Genomic DNA, 25,973 nt, shown 5'->3' with positions numbered 1-25,973 from the left:
CGCAATGCCTTGCGTCTCAAAAACCCCCATTAATGTGCTCGTAGACGTAGCATGCTACGTCTCAAAAAACCGTCAGAACCCGGAAACCGCAGATTAATGGATTACCCGGATGATGAACGCGCTACACCCAAAAACGTTTTCGGTAATTTTAATTAATTGACACCCGTGAACAACACGCCGTAGAGACGCAATGCTTTGCGTCTCAAAAACCGTCAGAACCCGGATTATGCAGATTAATGGATTTCCCGGATGATGAACGCGCTACACCCAACAACGTTTCCGTTAATTTCAATTTATTGACACCCATGAACAACGCACCGCAGAGCCGCAACGCCTTGCGCCTCAAAAAACATTCCCCTAATGATTCACCCATCAAACACCGCCGCCGCCCCCATCTGTGTAATCTGGTTAATCTGCGTAATCCAGGTTCAGACAATTATTCACCATCAATGCGCCCGTAAAGACGCCCGACTCGGGCGTCTTTACGGCTCAATGCCCCTGTCTGTTTTGCTATTTGCTCGGGTTCATCTTAAATTTAACTGCTCTCTTTTGTCATTCAACGACATTCTTTTGGTATTATAGCTGACTCTTTTGGCGATCCATGCCTTCCTTTTCACGTTTAACGGGTTCCTTTTGCAGTTAAAGGTCTTCCTTTTGCGGGAAAGGACGTTCCTTTTGCAGTTAAAGGTCTTCCTTTTGTGGGAAAGGACGTTCCTTTTGTAGTTAAAGGTCTTCCTTTTGTGGGAAAAGACGTTCCTTTTGTTGTTAAAGGAGTTCCTTTTGTGGGAAAAGACATTCCTTTTGTTGTTAACCTTGGGAGTATTCGGGAGTATTCATTAAACTGTGTCACCGGCGAAAATCCGTAGAATTATGACAAATAACGCCCGGTTTCATTGGGTAAAAACATCTACACCAGGAAAATGTCGAACGACTGACGGACGAAAACAGGTGGTAAATAACCGGCAAGTACAAAAACTCTCAACCCAATGCGTGCTTATTTGTTTAGGTGGTGGTAGAGACGTAGCATGCTACGTCTCTACAGTAACGGGATATAACAACATGGCAAAAGACTGGAATCCTGAATTATACAACGACAAGCACGCATTTGTGTACCAATATGGCCAGGGAATCCTCAGCTGGCTGGAACCCAAAGCAAATGAACGTATTCTCGACGTGGGATGCGGCTCGGGACAGCTTACCAGTCAGATTAAAGAGAGTGCTGCATGGGTGGTAGGAATGGATAACTCGCCTGAAATGATCGCCGACGTACGAAGCAAATATCCCAGCATCGATTTCGAGGTGGGAAATGCGTCCGATTTTGAGTTCAACCAACGGTTTGATGCCATCTTCTCGAATGCGGCGCTTCACTGGGTAACCGATTACGAGGGAGCCGTTAAATGCATGTACCGCAACCTGAAACCGGGCGGCCGCCTGGTGGCCGAGTTCGGTGGAAAAGGCAATGTGCAAAATATCGTCGGAACACTTCGGAAGGTACTGGCCCAACACGGTTACCACGAACAGGCGGAGAAGCAACTCTGGTATTTCCCGACGATTGGCGAGTATGCCACAGAGCTTGAAAAAGCCGGATTCCGGGTAACCAGGGCCGAACATTTCGACCGCCCCACGGAACTGGCGGATGCAGAGACCGGCATTGCCGACTGGATGGCGATGTTTGGCAAGCAATTCTTCGATGGCGTGAGTGATGAGGATGCCCGGGCCATCAAAGCCGAAGTTCAGGAACGGATTGAACCGATCTGTTTTGTCGACGGGAAATGGAACATCGATTACAAACGCATCCGCGTGAAGGCTATAAAAGAAAAGGTCGAAACCATCGATACCAAATAACGAAACATGGAGAACAAGCAGGCATCAACCAACGAACCGCTTCAGCCGTTCATTCCCGACGGACAGCCAGCTTTGTTGCTGGTCGATATTCAACAAGGATTTGACCACCCGACTTACTGGGGCAGCAAACGCAATCATCCCGACGCGGAGAAAAATGCAGCCCGGTTGTTGGAGGTATGGCGCCAACGCGGCTTTCCCGTTATTCATGTGAAACACAATTCGGTCAACCCGCAATCGCCGCTGGCTGAAGGAAAGCCCGGCAATGCCATTCAGACGGTGGTGCAGCCGAAAGAAGGGGAGCCTGTTATCGGGAAAACGGTCAACAGCGCTTTTATTGGCACCGGGTTGGAGCAACGCCTGCACGACGAAGGCATTCGTCAGTTGGTAGTGGTTGGCCTCACGACCGATCAGTGTATTTCCACGACCGTGCGCATGGCCGGCAACCTCGGCTTCGACACCTACGTGGTGAACGATGCCACTGCCACGTTTCCGAAAACCGGTTTCGACGGTAAGCACTATTCGGCCAGGACACTGCATGAAACGGCGCTGGCCAGCCTGAACGAAGAATTCGCCACCGTTTTAAATACGGAGGACATCATAAAGACATTCATTTAAAACGAAGGCCGGAAATAAATGAACGTAAATCATCCGGCAAAAATGACACGAAAGCTATGAACAGACTTGTACCGATTAAGACAAAAGAAGACATCTTCCCGGAGTACCGGGATACGCCGATTGGTGATTTGTTGGAGTATCATGATCTCGGCAGGGATTTCGATTCGTATGATTCAGCGCAGCTGCTGGTCGGTATGTGTATGGACAACCGGAAGCATCTGAACATCCCCGACAATTTCTCTTTCATCATCAGGGCGGGTGGTGCCAATCTCCGTTACAGCGAATTCAAGGTATCGTTTGCCATCGCGATAGGAAATGTGAAGCACATTGCCATCATCGGGCACAGTAACTGCGGCATGGTGAACCTGGCATCGAAAAAAGAAAATTTTATTGGTGGCCTGGTGGACAAAGCCGGCTGGGAACGTTCGTTTGCCGAAGAGCATTTCAATCAGTTCGCCCCGCTTTTCGAGATCGGCAACGAAATCGATTTCGTATTAACCGAAGTCAAACGCCTGCGGAACCGCTACCCGAAGGTCACCGTGGCTCCCATGTATTACCGCGTGGAAGACAACCGGCTCTACCTGATCAGGGAAGAGTAAGGAAACGGAAGAAAACAAAAGCAAGTAACACCTAAGGATGTCATCCCTCGGAGGGATGACATCCTTTTTTCGTCCCGGGATGCTGAAGGGAGCTTTGGGGCGGTACGTTTTTTCCTGTGCCACGAGTTACCGTTTGGATATTACCGCTATTCCTGTCAAATGGCTAATAAAAAGTACTGTTGCAATAGTTAGTCACAGTTCTGAAGCCCCTTCAGGGGTTTGGGGTGGTTACAGTCGCCGGCCTTTGCGTGAACTATTCGATCCTAATAATGAAACGCCCATTCAATTAATAAACCGAATTGCCCGTAGGGCATCAAGTATTTTAGTAGTTGTAGCAGAAATGTCGCACAGGGCTCCTTTACTCCGTAGGTGTTACTCCCCGAACTTTTTCAACAGCCATCAAGCAAAGATACCAGGTGAAGTGCCCGCCTCTTGTGATGAGAACCGGCGTGCTTCACCTTTTTTCTTGTTTGCCCGTATCGGGTGATAGCCGCCCGGTTGTTTCCTCCTTTCGGGACGTTTTCTAATCATAAAAGTTGTTAATGAAAGCTACCGGGAGGATAACCAGCCTGATTAATCCGTACATTTGATATGGGCAATGAAGTCTGCCATTAACCGTCTCCCAAAGGCTAATGACTTCTGCAATGTGAAATTGGACACTAAAATTTCGATTGTATGATGAAGTCATTACTGATTGCAGGCATGGGAGGGTTTGTCGGAACAGCCTTCCGGTTCGCCGTCTCCCGCTACATTCAAATTCACACACCGACGGTCTTTCCCTGGGGGGACGTTGATTGTGAACAATTCCGGGCAGCCTTTTGACAGGCTTTATTTTCGGTTTAACCGGGCAAGGAGATTGGCTGTCGCCGGAGTTTCGCATTTTTCTGACGGTGGGCATCTGCGGCGGATTTACCACTTTCCCGGCAATCACCGACGATGCCTTTCTACTACTCCAAAGCCGCGAGTGGCTTCGGTTTATCACGTATGCGTCACTGAGCTTCACCCTGGGGCTGGTGGCGGTGAACATTGGACGAATGACGATAAAACTGGTATAAGATGGAAAAATCAAACAAAACACTACTGTTACGGATTTTCATCGGCTCTACCGATAAGCTGGGCAACGATAGTCTGTACGAATCACTGGTATTCAAAGCAAAAAAAGCCGGGTTGGCAGGCTCCACGGTCGTGAAAGGCGTGATGGGCTTCGGGGCCAGTTCGGTAATTCACTCGTACAAATTCTGGGAGGTGGCTGAAAAGCTTCCCACCGTCGTGGAGATTATCGATGAGGAGGATAAGGTGATGGCGTTTTACGAGACGATTAAAGGAGACCTGGAGGCTATGCGCTACGGTTGCCTGGTAACGGTGGAAGAGGTGACGGTTTTGCTGAACAAAGCCGGACAGAAACGGGAATTTTACTTTTAAACCTTGATGATATGAAGATTGCTAAGCTAAGAGCAATGGAAATCCTCGATTCGCGGGGAAACCCGACTGTTGAAGTCGATTTGAAACTGGAAGACGGTACCACCGGACGGGCCATGGTGCCCAGCGGCGCTTCCACCGGCGAGCGCGAAGCTTTCGAAATGCGCGACGGCGACCCGAAACGCTACGGCGGAAAAGGGGTATTGAAAGCCGTTGACAATGTGAACACCGTCATCGCGAATAAAACGGTTGGTCGTTGTTTCGGCAGCCAGCGCGAACTCGATTTGCTGCTCCTCGAACTGGACGGAACTGCAAACAAATCGAACCTGGGAGCCAACGGCATCCTCGGGGTATCGATGGCCTTTGCCCGTGCCATGGCTACCGCGACCAACACGCCGCTCTACCGTTACCTGGGCGGCAGCAATGCCTACCTGATGCCGGTTCCATGTATGAACGTCATCAACGGTGGCCGCCACGCCGACAACAACGTCGATTTCCAGGAATTCATGATTGCGCCGCACGGAGCTACTTCCTTCCGGGAATCCATCCGGATGGGCACCGAAGTGTTTCATGCTCTGAAAGAGGTGCTGAAGAAGAAAGGATACAGCACCGGCGTAGGAGACGAGGGCGGTTTCGCTCCCGATTTGAAATCCAACGAAGAAGCAGTGGAAGTCATCCTCGAAGGAATTACGAAAGCCGGCTACCAGCCCGGCGACGATGTGAGCATCTGCCTCGACCCGGCGTCGAGCGAGTTGTGGGAAGATGGCAAATACCGGCTCTTCAAAAGTACACAAGAGCTTATCACGAGCGATGACATGGTGAAACAGTGGGATAGCTGGGCCCGCCAGTATCCGATTGTGTTACTGGAAGATGGTCTCGCTGAAAATGACTGGGAAGGCTGGAAGAATCTCACCCAAACACTGGGCAACCGCATCGAGTTGGTGGGAGACGACCTCTTCTGCACCAACAAGGCTATCCTGGCGGAAGGCATTGAGAAGGAAGTGGCGAACTCCATCCTCATCAAGCTGAACCAGATTGGTACGGTAACCGAAACGCTCGAAACAATTGAGTTGGCGTACAAAAACGGGTACAACGCTTTTGTATCACACCGCAGCGGCGAAACCGTCGACACGTTTATTGCCGATCTGACCGTTGCCGTGAATGCAGGTCACCTGAAAACCGGCAGCGGCTGCCGAGGCGAACGCATCGAGAAGTTCAACCAGTTGATGCGCATCGAGCAGGAGCTGGTCAACAGCGCTGCCTTTGCCGGTAAGAGCGCGTTCAAAAATGCATAGCCAAATTGAATAAGAAAGTGATTAGTAACTATCGATATACCTAATCCCAACGAACGCTGACGATCCCCTGAGGACTGGCCAACAGTCTCTTCAGGGGATTTTTCGTTTCCCGCTGCAGCGGAAGAATGGAATAATTATTTGATCATATCCTGAACAATGGGCTTCAGTCCGCTGAAGAAGAATTCCACCGCGATGACCATCACGATAAGTCCCATCAGACGCATCAGCACTTTGTTGCCGGTTTCGCCCAGCTTTTTGGTAATCTTCGTTCCGCTAATCAGAATGATGTAGGTCAGAAACAGTATCAACGTAATGGAAGCAATCAGCAGCAACTTTTTCCCGAAGGTGGAGGCATCTTCCATTAACACAATCCCGTTGGTAATGGCGCCCGGCCCGCTAATCATCGGAATCGCCAGCGGCGTGATGGAAATGTCATTCACGTAGGCATTAATCTCCGACTCCTTCTCGCTCACTTTGATTTTTCCCAGACGCGCCTGCAGCATATCCTGTCCCATCAGGAAGAAGATAACGCCTCCGACAATGCGAAAGCTGTTCACCGAAATACCGAAGAAGCGGAACAGCAGTTGGCCGGAAAACGCAAACATCAGGATGGTGATAAACGAGACGAAGACGGCTTTCCGGGCAGTCTTTTTCTTTTGTTCTTCCGGAAGTTCCGAAGTCATCGACACAAAAATGGGCATCGTTCCCAACGGATTGATAAGCGTGAAGAACGAAGTCAGGGCCAGCAGGCCGAAGGAATAGGCTTCCTGCATGAATTCTGGTTTTAGGTATTAAATAATCGGGGAGGAAGATACATATTCGAACGACAATATTCAATAATACCGGTTTCCCGGATGAGCTGTTTGTAAAAGGGGGTTAGCCGGGCAAGTCGCAAGAAAAAACCGGAGACATGTCAAAGACATACTCTCCGGTCTGGCAGGCCTGATGCTCGTTACAGGCCTGTTTCCGGTGTTTCGTACCTTTCCCTAGGGGGATTGGGTACCGGGTGATTTGATACACCGGAAGCCAATGTGGTTGGTACTGGAATTAATCTCTCCTTTTCCGCGGGTACCCACCATATATCGTGTGCAATATTGATTCGTGCAAAGAAATGAACCGCCCCGCTGCACGCGTTTCTGTAAGCCGGGCTCATTTGGATCATTCGACGTATCCGGCCCCTGTGGATTGTTCGTTACATCGTTGGTCATCGCCAGTTGGCGGTAATAGTCGGCGCGGTACCAGTCGTGACACCATTCCCACACATTGCCGGCCATGTCGTACAGCCCGTAACCGTTGGCCGGATATTGGGCTACCGGGGCAATACCGGCGTAACCGTCGGCTGCATCGTCGGATTCGGGGAAATGGCCCTCGAAAATGTTGGCCATCCATTTGCCATCGGGCGTCAACTGGTCGCCCCACACGTACGGTTTACCTGAAAATCCTCCGCGGGCGGCAAATTCCCATTCCGCCTCGGTGGGCAGTCGCTTACCGGCCCATTTGGCATAAGCTTCCGCATCGGCATAGGTCACATGCACCACCGGATAGTTGTCCATTCCCTTGATATCGCTTCCGGGACCAAAGGGATGTTTCCAGTTGGCACCGGGAACGAACCGCCACCACTGGCGATAATCACTCAACTGCACTTGCTGTTGCGGAGGGAAAAAGACAATCGATCCAGCTACGAGTTGATCGGCCGGAACGCCGGGTAGATCTTCCGGTGTCGGTTTCTTTTCGGCTGTGGTAACGTAACCCGTCGCTTCAACGAATTTGCGGAATTCGGCATTGGTAACCTCCGTTTTGTCCATCCAGAAACCATCGACATAAACGCGGTGAACCGGACGCGCATCATTCATGGGCTCTTGTCCGCCATCCTGTAACGTGGTTGGATCGGTTGCCCCCATCGAGAACGTTCCGCCGGGAACCCACACCATTCCGTCGGGAGCCGTTCCGGGTGGTGTCGTCGGATTGCTGATGGTCGGTGCAAATCCTTTCGCAATGGATGCCTGGGCCGATTTGCCTACCGAGATCAATGTCTTCTGTTTGGCTGTTTCCTGCGGATTCTTGTCGGTAATCCAATAGCTGATCACCCCGAGAATCAGGATGGGCAACAGGAGCAATACCACCTTTCCCGGGTTGTTATGCTTTAATCTTAGCGGATTGTTCTTATGTACAGTCTGATTCGGGCTCATGTCTTTTGGTCAATGGTCAAGGTGCCTTCCGGTACCCCTGCCGATCAACAGCAAACCGGTGCGTTGGTTCAAGCATGACGAAAAGATGTCAGGCTGATTTTGGTTCTTCGGCCAGGTATGGTAAAGGTCGACTGCCGGATTATACGGAAGAACGCGCTCCAGGATTCAAAAAAACATAATGAAATACTTCACCGCAAAATGTCTTAGGTGGTTATTCCATTTTCCTCACCCGAACATCGATGGATGTTCCTTTTAGCAGCTTCACGAGCTTTTGCGGGTCGGTCTGCCCGAAATGATAGGGATAAAGAATCTTCGGCATGAAACTGCGGGCTGCCTCAGCGGTTTGTTCCGGTGTCATCGTATAGGGCAGGTTCATGGGCAGGAACGCAATATCGATGTTCTTCAGGTTCTTTATCTCTGGTATATTCTCGGTATCACCCGCAATGTAAATACGTTTACCTCCCATGGTCAGCACATAGCCGTTACCGTTTCCTTTCGGGTGAAATGGTTGTCCGTTGGAGCGTTTATGCACCAGGTTATAGGCCGGCACCGCTTCCACTTGGATACCATCGGCCGTTATGCTTTGCCCGTTGGTAAGAACGGTTTCGTCAGGCACTTTCCCTTCACAACTTTTGCTGACAACGACCTGTGTATTTCCTTGCCGGAGTTGGGCAATGGTTGCCGGGTCGAGATGATCGCCATGTTCGTGGGTAACCAGAATCAGGTTGGCTTTCGGAAGCTTTGAATAATCGGCTTCGCGACTGACCGGGTCAATGTGTATGACCTTCCCGTCCCACATCATCATCAGGGTGCCGTGCCCGATGAATGTGATAGCGAGGTTTCCTTTATCGGTTTGAAACGTATCGGTTTCGAATGTCTTGGCGGCCGGTTGTCCCTGGAACAAAAGGGCCAGCATAATGAGGATATGTGACATGGTTTAGCCTTTTATGGATGTAACAATCCACAAGTTACAAAAAAGAAGCTAACCAGTTAAATTTGATTTTCAGACAGAAAGGTGTCCGTTTTATCAATCGACCAAAATCTGCAGCGGCGACAGAAACGACAGTACTTCCGGTGTAGAGAAGCGGGCATTGGTCATGCGGTTCTCCCACGGATTGAAACGATAGTTCTTGGCTCCGCGGAAATCGGCTTCCGTCAGGTCACATTGCCGGAAGAACGTTCCGGTTAGATCGGTTTCCCTGAACTTAGCCTTTTTCAAATTGGTTTCCACAAACTCGCACTCATCGATGCGACACCTTTCAAAAGACGTTCCTTCGAGGGAAAGGCCGGTAAAGTTGCACATCTCGAGCTCGGAATCGTTGAAAGTCATATCCAGCCTGACGCGGCTTATCATGGTGAAATCGATACCGATTAAACGACAGCCGTCGAAAATAACGCCTTCGAGATTGGACTGCTGAAAACGGCTGCTGCTCAGGTCGCAGTTATCGAACCGGCAGTTGAGGAATACAGTGCGGGTAAAATCGCACGACGAAAAATTACAGTTCTCGAAGAGACAGTCTTCAAATTCCTCGAAACGAAAAGTTTGATTGGAGAAATCTTCGTCCCGAAAAACCACGCTCACGTGAGGGGCGGTAGCTGACTTCATTATGGTCTGATTTTTTGGTTTACTCTGTTCGATGAAGATAGGAAATTCGGGTCAGAAATCAGTCGAACATGTTGTACAGCTATTCGGCGCGAGCGTTCCGGAACAGCTTTTATTTGTCCCGGTAGGTGATAATCAGAAACAAGCAAAAAAGAAGGGAGAGCCGGCATGCGAATCTCCCCTCAGGATGTAGTTCATAAACAACCTATTTCACATATGGTGCATTGTTAAGGAAGTTGAGACTCTTCTCCACACTTTTCAGCGGATCGAAGTTGTACTCTTCCACTTCCACCACAATATATTTCATGCCCGCTGTTTCGGCGTCAGCAAAAATGGGTTTGAAATCCATTACGCTGTCATCGCCACCCAGCTCGGTTTTATCTTTCACGTGCCAGAAAAGGAACCGTCCGGGGTATTGGTTGAAATAGTCCACCGGGTTTTTGCCTCCTTCCATAATCCAGTACAGATCCATTTCGAAAAAGACCTTGGCCGGATCGGTGTGTTGGAGCATGTAGTCGTAAATGATTTGCCCGTCGATGTCCTTGAATTCGGCGTCGTGGTTGTGGTAACCGAAGCGGATACCGGCTGCGTTACACTTTTCACCAACTGCATTGAAGTAATCGCAGTAGCGCTGCACGCCTTCGATGCTTTCGTAACCGACGTTATCCATGAATGGCTGAACGATGTATTTCACGCCGGCCGCTTTGTGTGCCGCAATACACTGGTCCCACCAGGCCATTACTTCGTCCCGGTTAGTTGAATCGGGCACCGCCTGTCCGGTGTGCGACGAAAGGAAGTCCATTCCGTTGGCTTTTACCAAATCAGCAAATGCAGTGGGCTCCATGCCGTAGAATTTTCCATCGGCATAGCCGGCAGCCTCGATAAACTTGTAGCCAATTTTGCCAACTGCTTCGATGGTGCCTTTAACGTCATCTTTCATGTGGTCGCGAACGGACCAGAGTTGAAGTCCAATGTATTTTTCCTGTTTCTTTTGAGTTTGCTTGCAGGAAGAAAGGCCGGATAGCAGGAATACCAGTAGCAGCAGTCCCACTGATTTCATCAAGTGAGTGTTTAGTTTCATAACAGATTAGGTAAATGATTAGTTAATTGGTTGAGCATGCTATGCTTAACCCATACAAAATTAGCAGCATATTTAAATTATGAAAATAACCGGACGCTTTTCTTTGTGAAAACAACAACAAGATTGGCGAAGCTGTTATTGTACATAAATGAAAACTAAAAAAACCAATATAGTTTTCAATTTAACGATTAGATCACATTGAGAAAACTAAATAAACCGAAATAGTTTTCAATATTTGCAGAAAATCAGAAAAGATGAATGCACGTGAACGAATCATGATGGGAGCGATGGACTTGTTTGCCAGGGATGGTATCCGGAGTGTGACAATGGATGCGATTGCTACCGAGTTAGGCGTTTCCAAGCGAAGCATTTATGAGAATTTCAAGGATAAAACAGAATTACTGAGAGAAGGCATCATTGCGGGAGGAGAGGTTCATGGGAAAACGTTGAACGAAATCGTGAATAATTCCCCGAATGTGATTGATGCACTGTACCGGATTGGAAAAGAGAATCACCAGGTAATGCAGAAAATCAATCCGCGATTCTTCAGTGATTTAAAGAAGCATTATCCTGAAATCCTGGCGTTGGTCACACGTGACTACACAGCGAAGTCCAGGAAGTTCATGCTGAAGTTATTCAGGCAGGGCGCTGAAGAGGGCGTTTTTGAAAAGAATATCAACATGGACATTGTAGCTTCGGTGTGGATGCAGCTGGTCGATTTGGCCCAGAACACCCAGGAGAACGACGTGATTAGTGATTCCTGGTCGGTAAAAGAGTGGCACTTCCATTTGTTCATGCCCTATCTCAGGGGAATCAGTACCGACAAAGGCCGGAAACTAATCGACCAGTACCTGGAAAGTTTTGAAGGAGTTCTCAAGAATAAATAATCAGAAATATAGAGTATAAAATAGATAGTGTATGAGAAAAGTAGTGTTGATTGCGACTTTCCTGATTGCTGGTCTGACGACAGCATTTGCACTTCCGCCGGAAGAATTGCAGCTTACGCTGAAACAGGCACAGGATCACGCGTTGGATTACAACAAGCAGGTGAAGAATGCGAAGCTTGATGTAGACGCGGCACAGAAGAAAGTGTGGGAATCCATTGCATCGGGCTTACCACAGATTGATGCCAAGGCTGACTATTCAAATTATTTGGGAGCCTCGATGACCATTCAGTTTGATCCGAACAGCCCGCCAACAAAAATACCGTTTGCAACTACTTCCAACGTATCGGCAACGGTGTCGCAGTTGCTTTTTAGCGGAAGTTATCTCGTGGGACTGCAAACGGCGAAAATTTACAAGTCGTTGTCGGAAACCAATTACCGGAAGTCGAAACAGGACATCAAGGAGCAGGTGGCCAATAGCTATTACCTGATTCTGGTTAGTGAGCAAACGCGCGATATCTTAAAGAAGAACCTCGAGAACATGCGCAGCACATTGGCCAAAACCAAACAGATGGAAAAAGTAGGTATGGCGGAATCGACGGATGTTGATCAGTTATCCGTTTCGGTATCGACGCTGGAAAACGGTGTTCGCTCGGCAGACCGGCAGGTGGAAATGGCTTACAACATGCTTCGGTTTCAGCTGGGAGTTCCGGGTGATGAGAAAATTCAACTGACGCAAACACTCGACGGAATCATTGACCGCATCAATTTTACGGCGCTGATGGATAGCTCGATGTCGGTTCAGAGGAATCTGGACTATCAACTGATGGAAACGCAGGTCGAGTTGTCGAAGAAGCAACTGGCGCTACAGAAATCAGCTTACCTGCCGACACTGAGCAGTTACTACAGTCATACCGAGAAGATTCTGAAACCGAACTTTGATGCATCGCCGAAAGATGTCATCGGTTTGAACCTGAGTATTCCGATTTTTTCCAGCGGACTCAGGAAGTCGAAAGTGAGTCAGGCGAATATCAGTCTGGAACAGACCGAAAACCAGAAGGACTTGCTGGAAGACCAGCTGAAGATTCAGGAAAAACAATTGCGGTTTAACCTGCATAATGCGCTCGATAAGTATAACAGCCAGAAACAGAATGTGAAAGTTGCTCTTCGGGTTAACCGGAATTTCGATTTGAAATACGAGCATGGCGTCGCATCGAGTCTGGAGCGTTTGCAGGCCAATGATAATTATTTACAGGCTGAGAACAATTTTGTGGGAGCCACCATGGAGTTGCTTCAGGCATATGTAGCCTGGGAAAAGTTGTTGAATGATCTATAAAATAAATCCTAAACAGATAATCATGAATTTCAGAATAAAACTAATCATGCTGTTGGCCGCTACTACGCTTTTTGCCGCCGGATGCGGAAATAAAGGCAGTGAGAAGGCCGGCGACGTGAAACAGGATAGCGTGAAAGTGCGGCCGGTAAAGGTCATATCACTCGAGCCGCAGCAAGTTAGCCGCACTATTAACCAGACAGCTTCATTTGTGGCCTACCACGAAAACTACCTGACCTCTGCCAGTCCGGGCCGGATTGAGAAGATATATGTAGAAGTAGGTGATCATGTGAAAGCCGGTCAGCTGCTGGTGCAAATGGATCGCACGCAGCTGAAGCAGGCCGAGTTGCAACTCGAGAATCTGAAGACCGATTTTGGTCGTCTCGACACACTGCAGAAGACGGGTACAGTAACCCAGCAAAGCTACGACCAACTGGCGACACAGTACCGGGTAGCCAAAGAAAACGTTCAGTTCCTGAAACAGAATACGGAACTCAGGGCACCGCTCAGCGGAGTGATTACCAACAAGTACTTCGAAGACGGCGAAATGTATTCCGGTTCACCGAACACGTCGGTTGGCAAGGCAGCGATTGTGACGCTGATGCAGCTCAATCCGCTGAAAGCCATTATCAATGTTACCGAAAAGGATTTCCCGCGCATTCGCAAAGGAATGAAGGTGGACGTGACCGTGGATGTTTATCCCGGTAAGGTTTTCGAAGGGAAAGTGTTCCGCATCCATCCGGCTATCGACCCGGCATCCCGGACTTTCACGGTAGAAATTACCATTCCTAACCCGGATGAGAAAATTCGTCCCGGAATGTATGGCAAGGTATCTATTCATGTGGGAACTGATGTGGCCAAGCTGGTACCGGCCATTGCTGTATTGAAGCAGGAAGGAACCAACCAACGCTACATCTTTAAATATGTGAACGGCAAAGCAAAGCGTGTTGATGTTCAGATTGGTGAGCGTTTCGATGCCGACATGGAAGTGCTCTCGAACGAGTTGAAGACCGGAGACCAGATTATTACGGTAGGACAGGCGAACCTGGTGGATGGCAACGAAGTCAAAGTTGTAAAGTGATCCCATTTGCCTGAATCAGAAATCAATTAAAAAGCAACAACAATGAGTATATATAAAAGTGCGGTGAAGCGCCCCATCACGACGTTGATGATTTTCATGGCGATTATTGTCATGGGGATCTACTCGGTGGTGCACTTACCCGTGGATTTATATCCGGAAATTGAGTTTCCTGCCATCACGGTGATGACCACCTATCCGGGAGCCAGTGCTTCAGATATCGAGACGAACGTTTCGAAGGTGATTGAAGACGGGATGAACTCGGTGGACCGGCTGAAAGATATTTCGTCGGTATCGTACGAAAACCTATCCGTAGTAACACTTGAGTTTCAGTATGAAACAAACCTCGATGAGGCATCCAATAACATACGTGACGCTCTCGACCTGATCGAGAAGCAGTTGCCCGATGGTTGTGAGAAACCGGTTATTTTCAAGTTTAATTCCAGTATGATGCCGGTTCTCTTTTACGCTGTAAACGCGAAAGAGAGTTATCCTGGATTGGAGAAAATACTGGACGAAAAAATCATCAACCCGCTCAACCGGGTCGACGGAATCGGTTCGGTAGGTTTGGCCGGCCAGCCTAACCGGGTAATCTATGTCAATGTAGATCCGAGTAGGTTGGATGCCTATCATATGACCATCGGTCAGATTGGCAATGTCATCCGGGCGGAAAACCAAAATACGCCTTCCGGTAACGTGAAAATGGGGAAAATGGACTACCAGCTTCGCGTGGAAGGTGAGTTTACCGATAGTCGTCAGTTGAACAACATTATCGTGGGCACCAGTGATGGCCATCCGGTTTACCTGCGCGATGTGGCTACCGTGAAAGATACCCTGAAAGATACAGGACTTCACGAACGCATCAACGGACAACGGGGACTCCGGATGTTCGTCATGAAGCAGTCGGGAGCCAACACGGTGAAAGTTGCGAGGGAAGTCAAGAAACACCTGGCAGAGCTGGAAAAAACGCTTCCGCCGGACGTGAAAATTGAAACCATTTTCGACTCGTCCGACTTTATCAAGGATTCGGTATCGAACCTTTCGCAAACGCTGATGTTCGCACTGCTCTTCGTGGTATTGGTGGTGCTGGCCTTTTTGGGGCGTTGGCGGGCAACATTTATTGTGGCGCTCACAATTCCCATATCGCTGATTGTCGCGTTTATCTACCTCTACATTTCGGGGAACTCCATCAACGTCATTTCTCTTTCGTCACTTTCCATTGCGATTGGTATGGTGGTGGACGACGCCATTGTGGTGTTGGAAAATATATCTACGCACATCGAGCGAAAGAGCAGCCCGCGGGAGGCATCTATTTACGCAACCAACGAGGTGTGGCTGTCGGTTATCGTTACCACGCTGGTGATTGTGGCCGTATTCTTCCCGCTGACATTGGTTTCGGGAATGACCGGTGTGATGTTCCGCCAGCTGGGATGGATTGTCACCATCACGGTAGTTACATCAACAGTGGCCGCTATTACGCTGACGCCGATGTTGAGTTCGAAATTGCTGAAGCTGCAGCCGAAGAAAGAGAAGCCGTCCCGTTTCAGTTACGACAATACGTTCCTCCGTGCGCTCAACGCGTTGGATCGGGGTTATGAAAAAGCCATCAAGTGGAGTTTGCACCATAAGAAAGTGATACTTCTGGGAGCATTGGCCATTTTCTTATCCTCAATGTACCTGGCGAAAAACCTGGGAACTGACTTTATGCCGCAGACCGATGAGAGCCGGATTCAGTTGAAAATCGAATTGCAGTCAGGTACGCGTGTCGAAGTGACAGATAAAGTGGCCCGTGAAGTGGAAGGGATTGTCCATCAGAAGGCTCCGGAAGTAAAGTTGATCAGTACCTCTACCGGTTCTGATGATTCCGGTGGCTTCATCTCCATGTTCAGTCAAACCGGTTCGAACATCATCAACATGATGATGGCGCTCGATAAACCCAGCCAGCGGCATCGCAGTGTATGGGAAGTCGCAGCGGCACTTCGTAAACAGCTGGATGAAATTCCGGAAGTGGAAAACTATTCATTCACTTTTACCAGTGGAATGGAAGCTTCGAATACGGTGGATGTGTACATCTACGGTTACGACTTCAATACAACTTCGCACCTGGCGAATGTAATTGCCAGCGGGATAAAAGAAATCAAAGGGGCATCCGATGTGCAAATTAGTCGGGATAAAGAGAAGCCCGAGCTGAAAGTGGTTCTCGACCGCGATAAGCTGGCTTTGCATGGCTTGAGTACTGCTTCGGTTTCAGCGATGATTCGGAACCGGGTAGAAGGATTGACGGCTACCGAGTATCGCGAGCAGGGCGATGAGTACGATGTGATTGTACGTTATTCGCCGAAGTATCGCAGCTCGATTACCGATCTGGAAAATATTTCCATCATGACGCCGGCCGGTAAATACATTAAACTGAAGGAGATTGGCAAGGTAGAAGAATACTGGTCGCCGCCGAACATCGAGCACCGTCAGCGCGAACGCGTGGTGAAAGTTTCGGTTACCCCGTACAAAACGTCACTGGGCCAGTTGGCCGGACAAATTCAGCAGAAGATCGATAAGCTGGATGTGCCAACCGGAGTGATGATTGATGTTGGAGGTGCGTACGAAGATCAGCAGGAATCATTTACCGATTTGGGACTGCTTCTGCTGCTCAGTTTGGTTCTCGTATTCCTGGTGATGGCGTCGCAGTTCGAGTCGTTTAAAATGCCGTTCATTATCATGTTCTCCATTCCATTCTCCTTTGCCGGAGTAGTGCTGGCATTGCTAATTACCGGAACTGATTTGAACCTGGTAGCGGCGCTTGGAGCGGTTCTGCTGGTTGGTATTGTGGTGAAAAACGCCATCGTGTTGGTTGACTACACCAACCTCATGCGTGACCGCGATATGGAGTTGTATGATGCCATCCGGGTAGCTGGTAAATCGCGTTTACGTCCGGTATTGATGACAGCCCTGACGACCATTTTGGGTATGTTGCCAATGGCTATCAGCGGCGGTGAAGGTGCAGAAATCTGGCGCCCCATGGGAATCTCAGTAATCGGTGGTTTGGTCTTCTCGACCTTCATTACCATGATTATTGTGCCGGTACTTTATGCCGTGGTTTCCAAAAAAGGAGAGCGGGATAAGAAAACCGCGTTAAGAAAGAAATTCATCTTCATGGATAAAAAATAATTCGCTGTAAGTAACAGTGAGTTTGTCCAACGATTCATATGGTTAACCTTTATCCGGGAAGATGAAAGCTGAGTAGTTGCAGTATTTGTCTTCCCGGTTTAACCGGAAAAATGAGTGATTGAAGGAACAAATTAAAAAGCATACAAAGTGAAAGCAGTATTTATCGTTTATAATCAGGCCAATACCGAACGGGTAGAGTACATGCTCGACCGCCTCGAAATCAGGGGCTACACGCAGTGGGTCGACGTTCGGGGAAGAGGCTCGGTTTCGGGACCTCCTCATTTGGGAACGCACACCTGGCCCGAAATGAATTCGGCGGTCATGACGGTTGTTCCCGAAGAGAAAGTGGAACAGCTGTTGGAAAAAGTAAAAAGCATGGATGCCATCAATGATGAGGTGGGCGTTCGGGCTTTTGTCTGGAATATTACAGAGTCAGTTTAGGTATAGATTTAGATAACAGAAATCGACCGGGTACAGTGGAGAGTATAAATGGGCATTTATTTTAACTTCACTTGCCCGGTTTTGTTGTTTGCACAAGCTAAAAACTTTAGTGTCCCACGACTTAATGAATCTTTCATATATAAAAATATAGATGTTTTTATGTATGTATTATATTTGTGGGAATTTAGTGATAACCCAATGATGACGTAACTGTTATTATGCCATTTACTGGTTGAAGAAAGCGGTTTTCGTTATTAATAGAAAGATGTGGTAAAATGATGTTTCTGTACATTGGTGGAGGTATTGCAGTATTGTTTATTGCCTATTTGATATATGGCTTTAAAAAGATGAAGAATCTGGAGAATGTACCTCCCAGCAAAAAGATTAAGATTCTGAACAATAAGAATTTCAAAACAGTAGTTCGCAAAGGCACTGTGTTAGTTGATTTTTGGGCTCCCTGGTGTGGCCCCTGTAAGATGGTTGCGCCTACGCTGAACGAAATTGCAGAAGAGAACAGCAATGTCACAATCGCCAAGGTGAATGTGGACGAACAACAGCAACTGGCTCAGAAGTACAATATCCGGAACATCCCGACGATGATTCTCTTCCGGGACGGAAAAGCGGAAAAGCGGATAACCGGTGTAAAATCGAAGAAAGCGATTCTGGCAGAAATTGCCTGATGGAATATTCGCTGGTTACATGCCAGTTAAAGCATAATAAAAGGGACTGTTTCCGTTTTTCGGACAGTCCCTTTGTTGTTTTCCGCCGGTGGCAGAAATCTTACCTCCCATGACGTTCATCTCGCGGGAATGCAGTAAATTGAGTATACAAGCCGGTTTTAACGATAGCGGGTTATGGACATCTCAATTCTGAAGGACATACTCATCATCTTCGCGCTTTCCACGGTGGTGAACTTTATTTTCACTAAAATCCGTGTGCCTACCATCATTGGTTACCTGCTTACCGGAGTACTGGCCGGCCCTCATCTATTTTCGCTCATTTCGTCTATTCATGAAATCGAACTGATGGCAGAAATCGGCATTGTTTTGCTGATGTTTACCATCGGCATGGAATTCTCGCTAAAGCATTTGCTGCGCATTCGCCGGATTGTGTTTGTCGGAGGATTTCTACAGTTGCTGGTCACTTCCGGCGTTACCATGTTGGTGGCGATGGCCTACCAGCTGTCGTGGGCGGCCTCCCTTTTTGTTGGTTTCCTGGTTGCCCTGAGCAGTACTGCAGTCGTTCTTAAAGTTTTGCAGGAACGTTCTGAGTTATCATCCAACTATGGTCGGACGGTACTTGGCATCCTGATTTTTCAGGATATCATTTTGGTGCCATTGTTACTGTTCACGCCCTTATTATCCGGCGCAAGGACCGATGTTGGTTCCGATGTCATGTTGTTGCTGCTTAAGGCGGTTCTTATCATCGCGTTGGTTTATTTGGGGAATAAGTGGCTGATGCCGAAATTGCTTCATGCCGTAGCGATGACACGTAACCAGGAGTTGTTTCTGATGAGTATTTTGCTCATTTGTCTGTCGGTTGCACTCTTCTCATCCTGGCTGGGATTGTCGTTGGCATTTGGCGCCTTTTTGGGGGGATTGATGGTATCGGAATCGGAATACAGCCACCAGGCATTCGGCAACCTGATTCCCTTTAAAGACATGTTCACCAGCTTCTTTTTTGTCTCCATCGGTATGCTCCTCGACTTACACTTTGTGATGAATCATTATGTAGTTGTTATTCTGACGGTTCTGCTGGTGCTGATTTTGAAATTCAGTGTGGCGGGTTTTACCGCATTTCTGCTGGGGCATACATTCCGGGGAGTTATTATGGTCGGAGTGGCATTGAGTCAGGTGGGAGAGTTTTCATTTATCCTGGCAAAGGAAGGAGTCGATTACGGTATTCTTTCCACTTACTATTATCAGCTGTTCCTGGCGGTTGCTGTAGTCACTATGTCGCTGTCGCCGTTTACGCTTCAAATGGCTCATCCGGTAGGCGAGTGGTTGCTGAAATGGCCAATTCCCCGTTTTCTGGTGGATGGACTTTTCCCGCTTCCGCAGATGGAAATTCCACATTTGAAGAATCATATGATCGTTATTGGAAAAGATTCGCGGGCACTGAGTTTATCGAGAATGGCCAGCCACATGAAACTACCCTACGTAGCCATTGTTTTTGACCCGGCTGTCGCCCGCCAGCGACAATTGATTGGCGAAACGGTGATTTACGGAGATGCCGTGAATGAGCCCATTCTGAAAAAGGCACATATCGATACGGCCGATTTGATTGTTATTTCCATTGGCGATGTGATTACGGCCATGGCGGTCATCGATAAAGTAAGGCAACTAAACTCACACGCTAAGATTCTGGTGCGTACCCGCTATGTCGATGATTTGGAGGAATTGTATCACCTGGGCGCAGATCAGGTCATTCCGGAGGAGTTTGAAACGGCTATAGAACTTTTCCAGCGGGTCCTGAAGCACTACCTCATTCCGGACAACGAGATAAGAAGTACCGTCGCCCAGATTCGCGATGACCATTATGGCATCTTTCGTGAAAAAGCTGAAGTGTTTGTACCCAAGCGGCACAATATTTTGAATGAGATCCCAAACCTCGAGATCATCGCGTTAAAGGTAGAACCGATCTCTCCGCTTATCGGTCAATCCCTGGCAGAAGTGCAGTTTCGCCGCACATTCGGTGTGACTTTGCTGGCGCTAAAGAGAGGCGAAGAATTGCACGAACATCCGCCGGCCAATATTACCTTCCTGGAAGGAGACATCGCTTATGTTCTCGGAAAACCAGAACAGATTGCCCGGGCCATTGAGTTGTTTGCTCACGCAGGGGCAGAATAGCGGATTTTATGCTCTTAAAACACATACTGGTAGGTACTGGTCGGTAGAAATTTGACGATTAAATGATTCATAAGTGATATAAAAGTGTAAATTTGAGATTTTGGCACACTGAGGGGACGAAAGCCGGAATCATGAAAAGTGTGCCTTCTGGTTATATACAAATGGTTTATGTTGACAGTGGTGACGTTCACCAACTGTGTGCAAATTAAACTAAATATCATCTATGCACTTTGACCTGACTGATGTTCAATTGATGAATAAGATACGTGTCGGAGACTTCGATGCGTTCAGGTTATTGTTCGAACGTTACTACTCACCCTTGTGCAATTTTGCCAATTCCCGTCTGCAGGATGATTTTATTGCAGAAGACGTTGTTCAGGAGCTTTTTACGAAAGTTTGGGAAGAAAGAACCCGAATCAAATTTACCGGTTCAATAAAGAGTTACCTGTATACAGCCGTTAAAAACCGGAGCTTAAATCGTTTGAATGCTGAAATGCTCCGAAGGAAACACACAGGTGCTTTTCGGAGTAATCAAAATGAGCTGATCAGTGATATCGATTTGGAGTTGGAAGAGTTTCGAAATTACCTGTTCGAATGCATCGAAAAACTACCTCCCCGCTGTAAGATTGTTTTTGAAAAAAGTCGGTTTGAAGATTTGAAACAGCAAGAAATAGCCAGTGTAATGGAAATTTCTGTTAAAACCGTTAAGGCACAGATTGGAAAGGCTTTAAAGCTGATTAAAACTTGTGTTGAACTGGTATATCCTGAATTTTCACAAAAAAACTAAAAAAAGATGTAGGACTTTTGTTTTTGGCAACTGTCCTAGATAATAACAGGGCGTTTTTCGAATGTATGCGATTTGCTCAATATATTGAATCTCGCCGGTTAGGATTAAATAATACTGACTAAGTAAGTTCGGGCGGAGAGCGAACTTAAATATGAAAGAAACATTTGAAATAATTTATACTGTCCTGACAGGAAGCGCTTCTGCTGAAGAGAAGGAACGCTTTGAAGGTTTAATGGAAGAGGAGGAAAATCGTCAGCTTTTCAACCAGATTCAAAAGATTTGGGAGGAAAGTAAGGCAGTTCGCTCCTACAAAAAATATGATGCCCGACGATCCTTTCAGGAGCTGACCCGAAAAATTCAGGAAAAGAAGCGAAGAAGAAAACAGCAACTCTGGATTGGTTTTTCAGGTGTAGCTGCAGGTTTGGCGTTGATGCTTGGAATTTCAAACTTTTTAGGTATTTCCGAAGGGAATCAAAATCCCGGCAATGTGATATTTGCCACCCAGTTGGGAAACCGTTCGGTTATTTATCTCCCTGATAGCAGCAGAGTTTGGTTAAACTCCAGTTCCAGTCTTCAGTACTCTGGTGACTTCAACAAAAAGAACCGTACAGTCAGGTTGAAAGGCGAAGGATATTTTGAAGTCGCTCACAGCAAGAAACCTTTTGTTGTGAATGTCGGCCCCTTTAATATCAAAGTGTACGGAACCCACTTTAATGTGTCTGCCTATCAAAATGACTTATTCATCAAAACCTGTTTAGCGAAAGGAAAGATAAGCATCCAAAGGACAGGGTATGACGAATACATGGTCAAACCGGGGGAGTTGATTACCTATGATAAAGCTGATGCCAGTTTCTCCAAAAAAAATGTAGACCCGGATGAATATTCAGGCTGGCGGAAGAATCTGATGTATATGCACAACGAGTCACTGGAGAATCTTTCCCGGAAGCTGGAGCGAAGATATAATGTGAAGATATCGTTTGAGCCGGAGAAGTTGGGTGAAGAAGTACATTATACCGGAACGTTCAGCAATGAAAATATTGAAGAAGTATTGGATGCCATTTCCATTGCCAGTGGCCTGCAATTTTCAAAGAAAGACAACCTGTATACAATAACCCGCAACAACCAGAAACAACATAAATCCTTTAATGACTAATGTGAAAACAATTTAATCAGTAAAACTACAGATCAATGGAAACAAAAACCACCGAATGCTGGCACATCCGGTGGTTGAAAAAGCCTCGTTAAAAAGGCTTTAAGTAGTATAATTCAAACATTCAAATCTATGAAAAAAAACCTGAAAGTTGAGGGATTAGGAGTCCCTTGCCTTAAAAAACTGTTGCGTATTATGCGACTTATTACCTTTCTGATCTTCGTTACCACACTGCAAGTATCTGCCAGTGTGTACTCACAGGAGACAAAACTAACACTGAATCTGAATGATGTGAGCATCGAGCAGGTTCTGAAGCAGATTGAAGCCCAGAGCGAATTCAAGTTCCTGGTTCAGGACGAACGGCTTGACGTCAATCGAAAAGTGAATATCAATGTTCGGAAAGAATCCGTGCAAAGTATACTGAAACAATTGTTCGGAGAAAGAGGCGTGGATTATGTGATTACCGATAAAAATCTAGTCATACTGAATCCGGCTGTCAAGGAGAAACAACAATCGGCCCCGGCTCAGCCACAACAAAAGAAATCAATAAAAGGTAAGGTGACAGATACTTCGGGGGGGCCTCTTCCCGGAGTAACCGTTGTTATCAAAGGAACAACTACCGGAACGATTACCGATTCAGACGGAAACTATGTCTTATCGAATGTTCCCGAGGGGAGTGTTCTGGAGTTTTCGTTTGTAGGTATGGCTCCTCAGAGTGTGACAGTCGGAGACAAAAAGGAAATCAACGTTTCCATGAAGGAATCTTCTGTTGGGCTTCAGGAAGTGGTAGCTGTTGGTTACGGTACGCAAAAAAAGGAAACACTGACAGGCTCCATTGCTACCGTGAAAAGCAATGACGTAGTGAAAGTACCTGTTACCAACGTTAGTAACAGTTTAGCTGGTCGGGCACCCGGATTGGTAGCAGTAACAGGTAGTGGTGAGCCTGGATATGATGGTACGACATTACGCATCAGGGGTAGTAATACTTTTAATGATAACAGCGTATTGGTTGTCGTAGACGGTGTCCCTGATAGAAGTCTGGACCGGATCGATCCGAACAGCATTGCTAGCATTACGGTCTTAAAAGATGCTTCTGCAGCTATCTATGGTTCAAGAGCAGCTAATGGGGTTATCCTGGTTACGACCAAAAGAGGAAAGCTGGGAAAACCCAAACTGACATTCAATGCTGATTACGGGTTTAACCAGCCCACAAAACTTCCTAAGATGGCAGATGCAGCTACTTATGCCACCTTGTTAAATGAAGTTGCGTATTATAATGATAATTCGTTGGGAATGAATTCTGTTTACACCTCTGATCAAATACAAAAATTCAGAGATGGTTCCGATCCGTTGCATTATCCCAACACCGATTGGTTTAAAAAAGTAATCAAACCGATGTCCGCTCAAAGCAGCAACAACGTTTCTCTTTCAGGCGGTTCTGATGCCATGCGGTATTTTGTTTCTATCGGCACCAAACATCAGGATGGAAACTATTACAATAGCGCTACATACTATAATCAATATGACTTCAGAAGCAATATTGACGGTCAGGTTACAAAGGACATTAAAATAGGATTTGACGTCGCTGGACGTCTGGAAGACAAAAACTTTCCGATTTACAGTGCCTATGATATTTTTCGGGGACTGATACAATCTTATCCAACTTCGGTTGCTGTATGGCCTAACGGAGAACCTGGCCCGGCCATCGAAGGCGGTAGAAACTCTGTCGTAACCAGTACGGATGCTGCAGGTTATAACAGAGATAAATATTATAAATTGAACACCAATCTAAAATTGGATATCAATATTCCTTGGGTCAAAGGCCTGTCATTTAGCGGAAATCTTTCGTATGACCAGGGTTTCGACTTTACCAAAACCTTTAGCAAGCCGTTTAATTTGTATACATGGGACGGAACCTCTTTAGACACGAATGGAGATCCGGTTCTTAATTACAAAACCTACGGGGGTGGATATAATAATACGCCAAGCCTGAAGGAATATTTTAGAAGTGATTACAATAAACTGGCGTATGGAACACTGAATTATCAGACAACAATTGCCGAAAAACACCATTTAAAATTGATGGTGGGTTCACAGATTTCAAAAGGGAATACAGAGAATTTCAGTGCATACAGAGACCTCTTCCTTTCGACTGCCATTCAAGAGCTTTTTGCCGGAGGAACGACGTACCAAACAACCGATGGAACAGGTAGCACAAATTCCCGGTTAAGTTATTTTGGCCGGTTTAATTACAGTTTTGCCAATAAATATTTGATTGAGCTGATTGGCCGGTACGATGGTTCCTACATTTTCCCCAAAAACAATCGCTTTGGTTTCTTCCCCAGCGTTTCTTTAGGTTGGGTAGTTTCACAGGAGAATTTCTGGAAAGACCATCTTGGGTTCATCAACTACTTTAAGCTGAGGGGTTCTGTTGGGCAAACCGGTAATGACCGGGTTAACGCATATCAGTACTTAACGTCATATCTGATGGGGTACCAATACGGAAAGACATATGATTCAGGTACGACCTATAACATCCCGTTTGTAACCTATTCCGGTTCAGCGTTAACGGAAATGAAAACATTGTATGAGAGTGTTTTGGCAAATAAAAATATCACATGGGAAGTCGCTAATCAGGCCAATATTGGCTTTGATGCCCGGTTTTTAAATGACAGGTTGAGCATGGAAGCCGATTACTTCTATTACAAGCGAAGCAATATCTTGTGGCCACAAAGTGCTAATGTGCCGACTTCTGCAGGACTTAGCCTGCCGAGTGTAAACTATGGTAAAGTGTCCAATCAGGGAGTCGATGGTTCAATTTCCTACAGAAGCAAAACGAGAAATCAATTCAGTTACTCGGTAACCTTTAATGCAGGATATGCCAAAAACAAAGTAATACAATGGGGTGAAACTGCCGGTGTTCCCAAATGGCAACAAACAACCGGACATCCAATGGGATCGGGGCTGTATTACCTTACCGATGGAATCTACCACAACCAGGCTGAAATTAATGCTGACAATCTAAAATACGAGATTGGTTCAACGCCACAGCCCGGCGATGTTAAGTTTGTTGATTACAACCATGATGGCGTAATCAATGCTGACGACCAGGTGAGAATATACAAGAATAATATTCCTCCATTTACATTTGGTACAAATATTAACCTGAATTATAAAGGGTTCGATATGTCTGCTTTGCTTCAGGGAGCTACCGGTGGAGTGGCCTACATATTCTCTGAAGCCGGACAATTTGGTAATTATCTCCAGAGCTTTGCCGATGCGCGCTGGACACCAGACAATCCAACAGCGAATGGTCCAAGAACATTTAACAGAGGAAACTGGTATTGGGCTACTTTGCCGAATACCTATTGGTTGCATAAAACGAATTATGTGCGCTTGAAATCACTTCAAATCGGTTATACGCTTCCTACGAGAATGGTTAAGCGAGTAGGTCTCCAAAAGTTAAGAGTATACTTAAGCGGGTACAATTTGCTGACCTATGCTCCCGATATGACAAACTTTGATCCTGAGATGGGGGCCAACACTTCTGCCAATGGTGCGGCCAGTAGTATAACTGGATATAATTATCCTTTGGAGCGAGTGGTATCTATGGGATTGACAGTAGGATTTTAATATCCCT

Annotated in this window: 21 protein-coding genes and 1 riboswitch; of the genes, 16 read left to right on the top strand and 5 right to left on the bottom strand. The window is 46.9% G+C overall.

The window, feature by feature from the left end:
• Positions 1–870: 870 nt before the first annotated feature.
• The 6 genes from CLV93_RS07025 to eno all read left to right on the top strand — a co-directional run bounded on the left by CLV93_RS07025 (position 871) and on the right by eno (position 5,773).
• Entirely contained in the window at positions 871–1,845 is a 975-nt protein-coding gene (locus CLV93_RS07025) for a class I SAM-dependent methyltransferase (protein WP_211297772.1), read from the top strand.
• Positions 1,846–1,851: 6 nt separating this feature from the next.
• The gene (locus tag CLV93_RS07020; protein WP_106541478.1) at positions 1,852–2,460 is read left to right on the top strand and encodes a cysteine hydrolase family protein; all 609 of its coding nucleotides are present in this window, start codon (positions 1,852–1,854) and stop codon (positions 2,458–2,460) included.
• Positions 2,461–2,516: 56 nt separating this feature from the next.
• Positions 2,517–3,059, top strand: coding sequence for a carbonic anhydrase (locus tag CLV93_RS07015; RefSeq protein WP_106541477.1), 543 nt, complete (start codon positions 2,517–2,519; stop codon positions 3,057–3,059).
• Positions 3,060–3,644: 585 nt separating this feature from the next.
• A riboswitch (Fluoride riboswitch) is annotated at positions 3,645–3,708 on the top strand.
• A gap of 169 nt (positions 3,709–3,877) precedes the next feature.
• Positions 3,878–4,114: a fluoride efflux transporter FluC gene (locus CLV93_RS20445; protein WP_246187266.1), complete on the top strand. Its 237-nt coding sequence runs from the start codon at positions 3,878–3,880 to the stop codon at positions 4,112–4,114.
• 1 nt (position 4,115) lies between these two features.
• Positions 4,116–4,481 (top strand): DUF190 domain-containing protein, encoded by a 366-nt coding sequence (locus tag CLV93_RS07005; protein WP_106541476.1) that lies wholly within the window; start codon positions 4,116–4,118, stop codon positions 4,479–4,481.
• 11 nt (positions 4,482–4,492) lie between these two features.
• The gene (gene eno, locus CLV93_RS07000) at positions 4,493–5,773 is read left to right on the top strand and encodes a phosphopyruvate hydratase (protein WP_106541475.1); all 1,281 of its coding nucleotides are present in this window, start codon (positions 4,493–4,495) and stop codon (positions 5,771–5,773) included.
• Between the two features lie 134 nt (positions 5,774–5,907).
• Here the strand turns inward: eno and CLV93_RS06995 are convergent, their stop codons facing one another.
• From CLV93_RS06995 to CLV93_RS06975, 5 genes are all read right to left on the bottom strand, one after another.
• On the bottom strand, positions 5,908–6,546 hold the full coding sequence (locus CLV93_RS06995) for a MarC family protein (RefSeq protein WP_106541474.1): 639 nt from the start codon (positions 6,544–6,546) through the stop codon (positions 5,908–5,910).
• Between the two features lie 213 nt (positions 6,547–6,759).
• Positions 6,760–7,962 (bottom strand): formylglycine-generating enzyme family protein, encoded by a 1,203-nt coding sequence (locus tag CLV93_RS06990; RefSeq protein WP_106541473.1) that lies wholly within the window; start codon positions 7,960–7,962, stop codon positions 6,760–6,762.
• 211 nt (positions 7,963–8,173) lie between these two features.
• Positions 8,174–8,896 carry an MBL fold metallo-hydrolase gene (locus CLV93_RS06985; RefSeq protein WP_106541472.1) on the bottom strand — a complete coding sequence of 241 codons (723 nt, stop codon included), beginning with the start codon at positions 8,894–8,896 and terminating at the stop codon, positions 8,174–8,176.
• A 93-nt stretch (positions 8,897–8,989) separates the two neighbouring features.
• On the bottom strand, positions 8,990–9,568 hold the full coding sequence (locus tag CLV93_RS06980; RefSeq protein WP_106541471.1) for a pentapeptide repeat-containing protein: 579 nt from the start codon (positions 9,566–9,568) through the stop codon (positions 8,990–8,992).
• Positions 9,569–9,770: 202 nt separating this feature from the next.
• The gene (locus CLV93_RS06975; protein WP_246187265.1) at positions 9,771–10,625 is read right to left on the bottom strand and encodes a sugar phosphate isomerase/epimerase family protein; all 855 of its coding nucleotides are present in this window, start codon (positions 10,623–10,625) and stop codon (positions 9,771–9,773) included.
• A 275-nt stretch (positions 10,626–10,900) separates the two neighbouring features.
• On the opposite strand from CLV93_RS06975, the gene CLV93_RS06970 reads away from it, so the two are divergent.
• From CLV93_RS06970 to CLV93_RS06925, 10 genes are all read left to right on the top strand, one after another.
• The gene (locus CLV93_RS06970; protein WP_106541469.1) at positions 10,901–11,533 is read left to right on the top strand and encodes a TetR/AcrR family transcriptional regulator; all 633 of its coding nucleotides are present in this window, start codon (positions 10,901–10,903) and stop codon (positions 11,531–11,533) included.
• 31 nt (positions 11,534–11,564) lie between these two features.
• Positions 11,565–12,866 (top strand): TolC family protein, encoded by a 1,302-nt coding sequence (locus tag CLV93_RS06965; protein ID WP_106541468.1) that lies wholly within the window; start codon positions 11,565–11,567, stop codon positions 12,864–12,866.
• A 22-nt stretch (positions 12,867–12,888) separates the two neighbouring features.
• Positions 12,889–13,944 (top strand): efflux RND transporter periplasmic adaptor subunit, encoded by a 1,056-nt coding sequence (locus CLV93_RS06960; RefSeq protein ID WP_170108884.1) that lies wholly within the window; start codon positions 12,889–12,891, stop codon positions 13,942–13,944.
• A 42-nt stretch (positions 13,945–13,986) separates the two neighbouring features.
• Positions 13,987–17,106: an efflux RND transporter permease subunit gene (locus tag CLV93_RS06955; protein ID WP_106541466.1), complete on the top strand. Its 3,120-nt coding sequence runs from the start codon at positions 13,987–13,989 to the stop codon at positions 17,104–17,106.
• 147 nt (positions 17,107–17,253) lie between these two features.
• Positions 17,254–17,547, top strand: coding sequence for a PG0541 family transporter-associated protein (locus CLV93_RS06950; protein ID WP_106541465.1), 294 nt, complete (start codon positions 17,254–17,256; stop codon positions 17,545–17,547).
• 275 nt (positions 17,548–17,822) lie between these two features.
• Positions 17,823–18,227: a thioredoxin gene (trxA, locus tag CLV93_RS06945; RefSeq protein WP_211297771.1), complete on the top strand. Its 405-nt coding sequence runs from the start codon at positions 17,823–17,825 to the stop codon at positions 18,225–18,227.
• 174 nt (positions 18,228–18,401) lie between these two features.
• Complete coding sequence (locus CLV93_RS06940) at positions 18,402–20,396, top strand: monovalent cation:proton antiporter family protein (RefSeq protein ID WP_106541464.1); 1,995 nt, start codon at positions 18,402–18,404, stop codon at positions 20,394–20,396.
• A 223-nt stretch (positions 20,397–20,619) separates the two neighbouring features.
• Positions 20,620–21,183, top strand: a complete 564-nt coding sequence (locus CLV93_RS06935; RefSeq protein WP_106541463.1) for an RNA polymerase sigma-70 factor — start codon at positions 20,620–20,622, stop codon at positions 21,181–21,183.
• Between the two features lie 151 nt (positions 21,184–21,334).
• Positions 21,335–22,336: a FecR family protein gene (locus CLV93_RS06930; RefSeq protein WP_106541462.1), complete on the top strand. Its 1,002-nt coding sequence runs from the start codon at positions 21,335–21,337 to the stop codon at positions 22,334–22,336.
• Between the two features lie 129 nt (positions 22,337–22,465).
• Entirely contained in the window at positions 22,466–25,966 is a 3,501-nt protein-coding gene (locus CLV93_RS06925; RefSeq protein ID WP_211297770.1) for a TonB-dependent receptor, read from the top strand.
• Positions 25,967–25,973 lie beyond the last annotated feature (7 nt).

This window comes from Prolixibacter denitrificans (assembly GCF_003014495.1).
Lineage (GTDB): Bacteria > Bacteroidota > Bacteroidia > Bacteroidales > Prolixibacteraceae > Prolixibacter > Prolixibacter denitrificans.
This window is presented reverse-complemented; position numbering and strand designations above follow the sequence as displayed.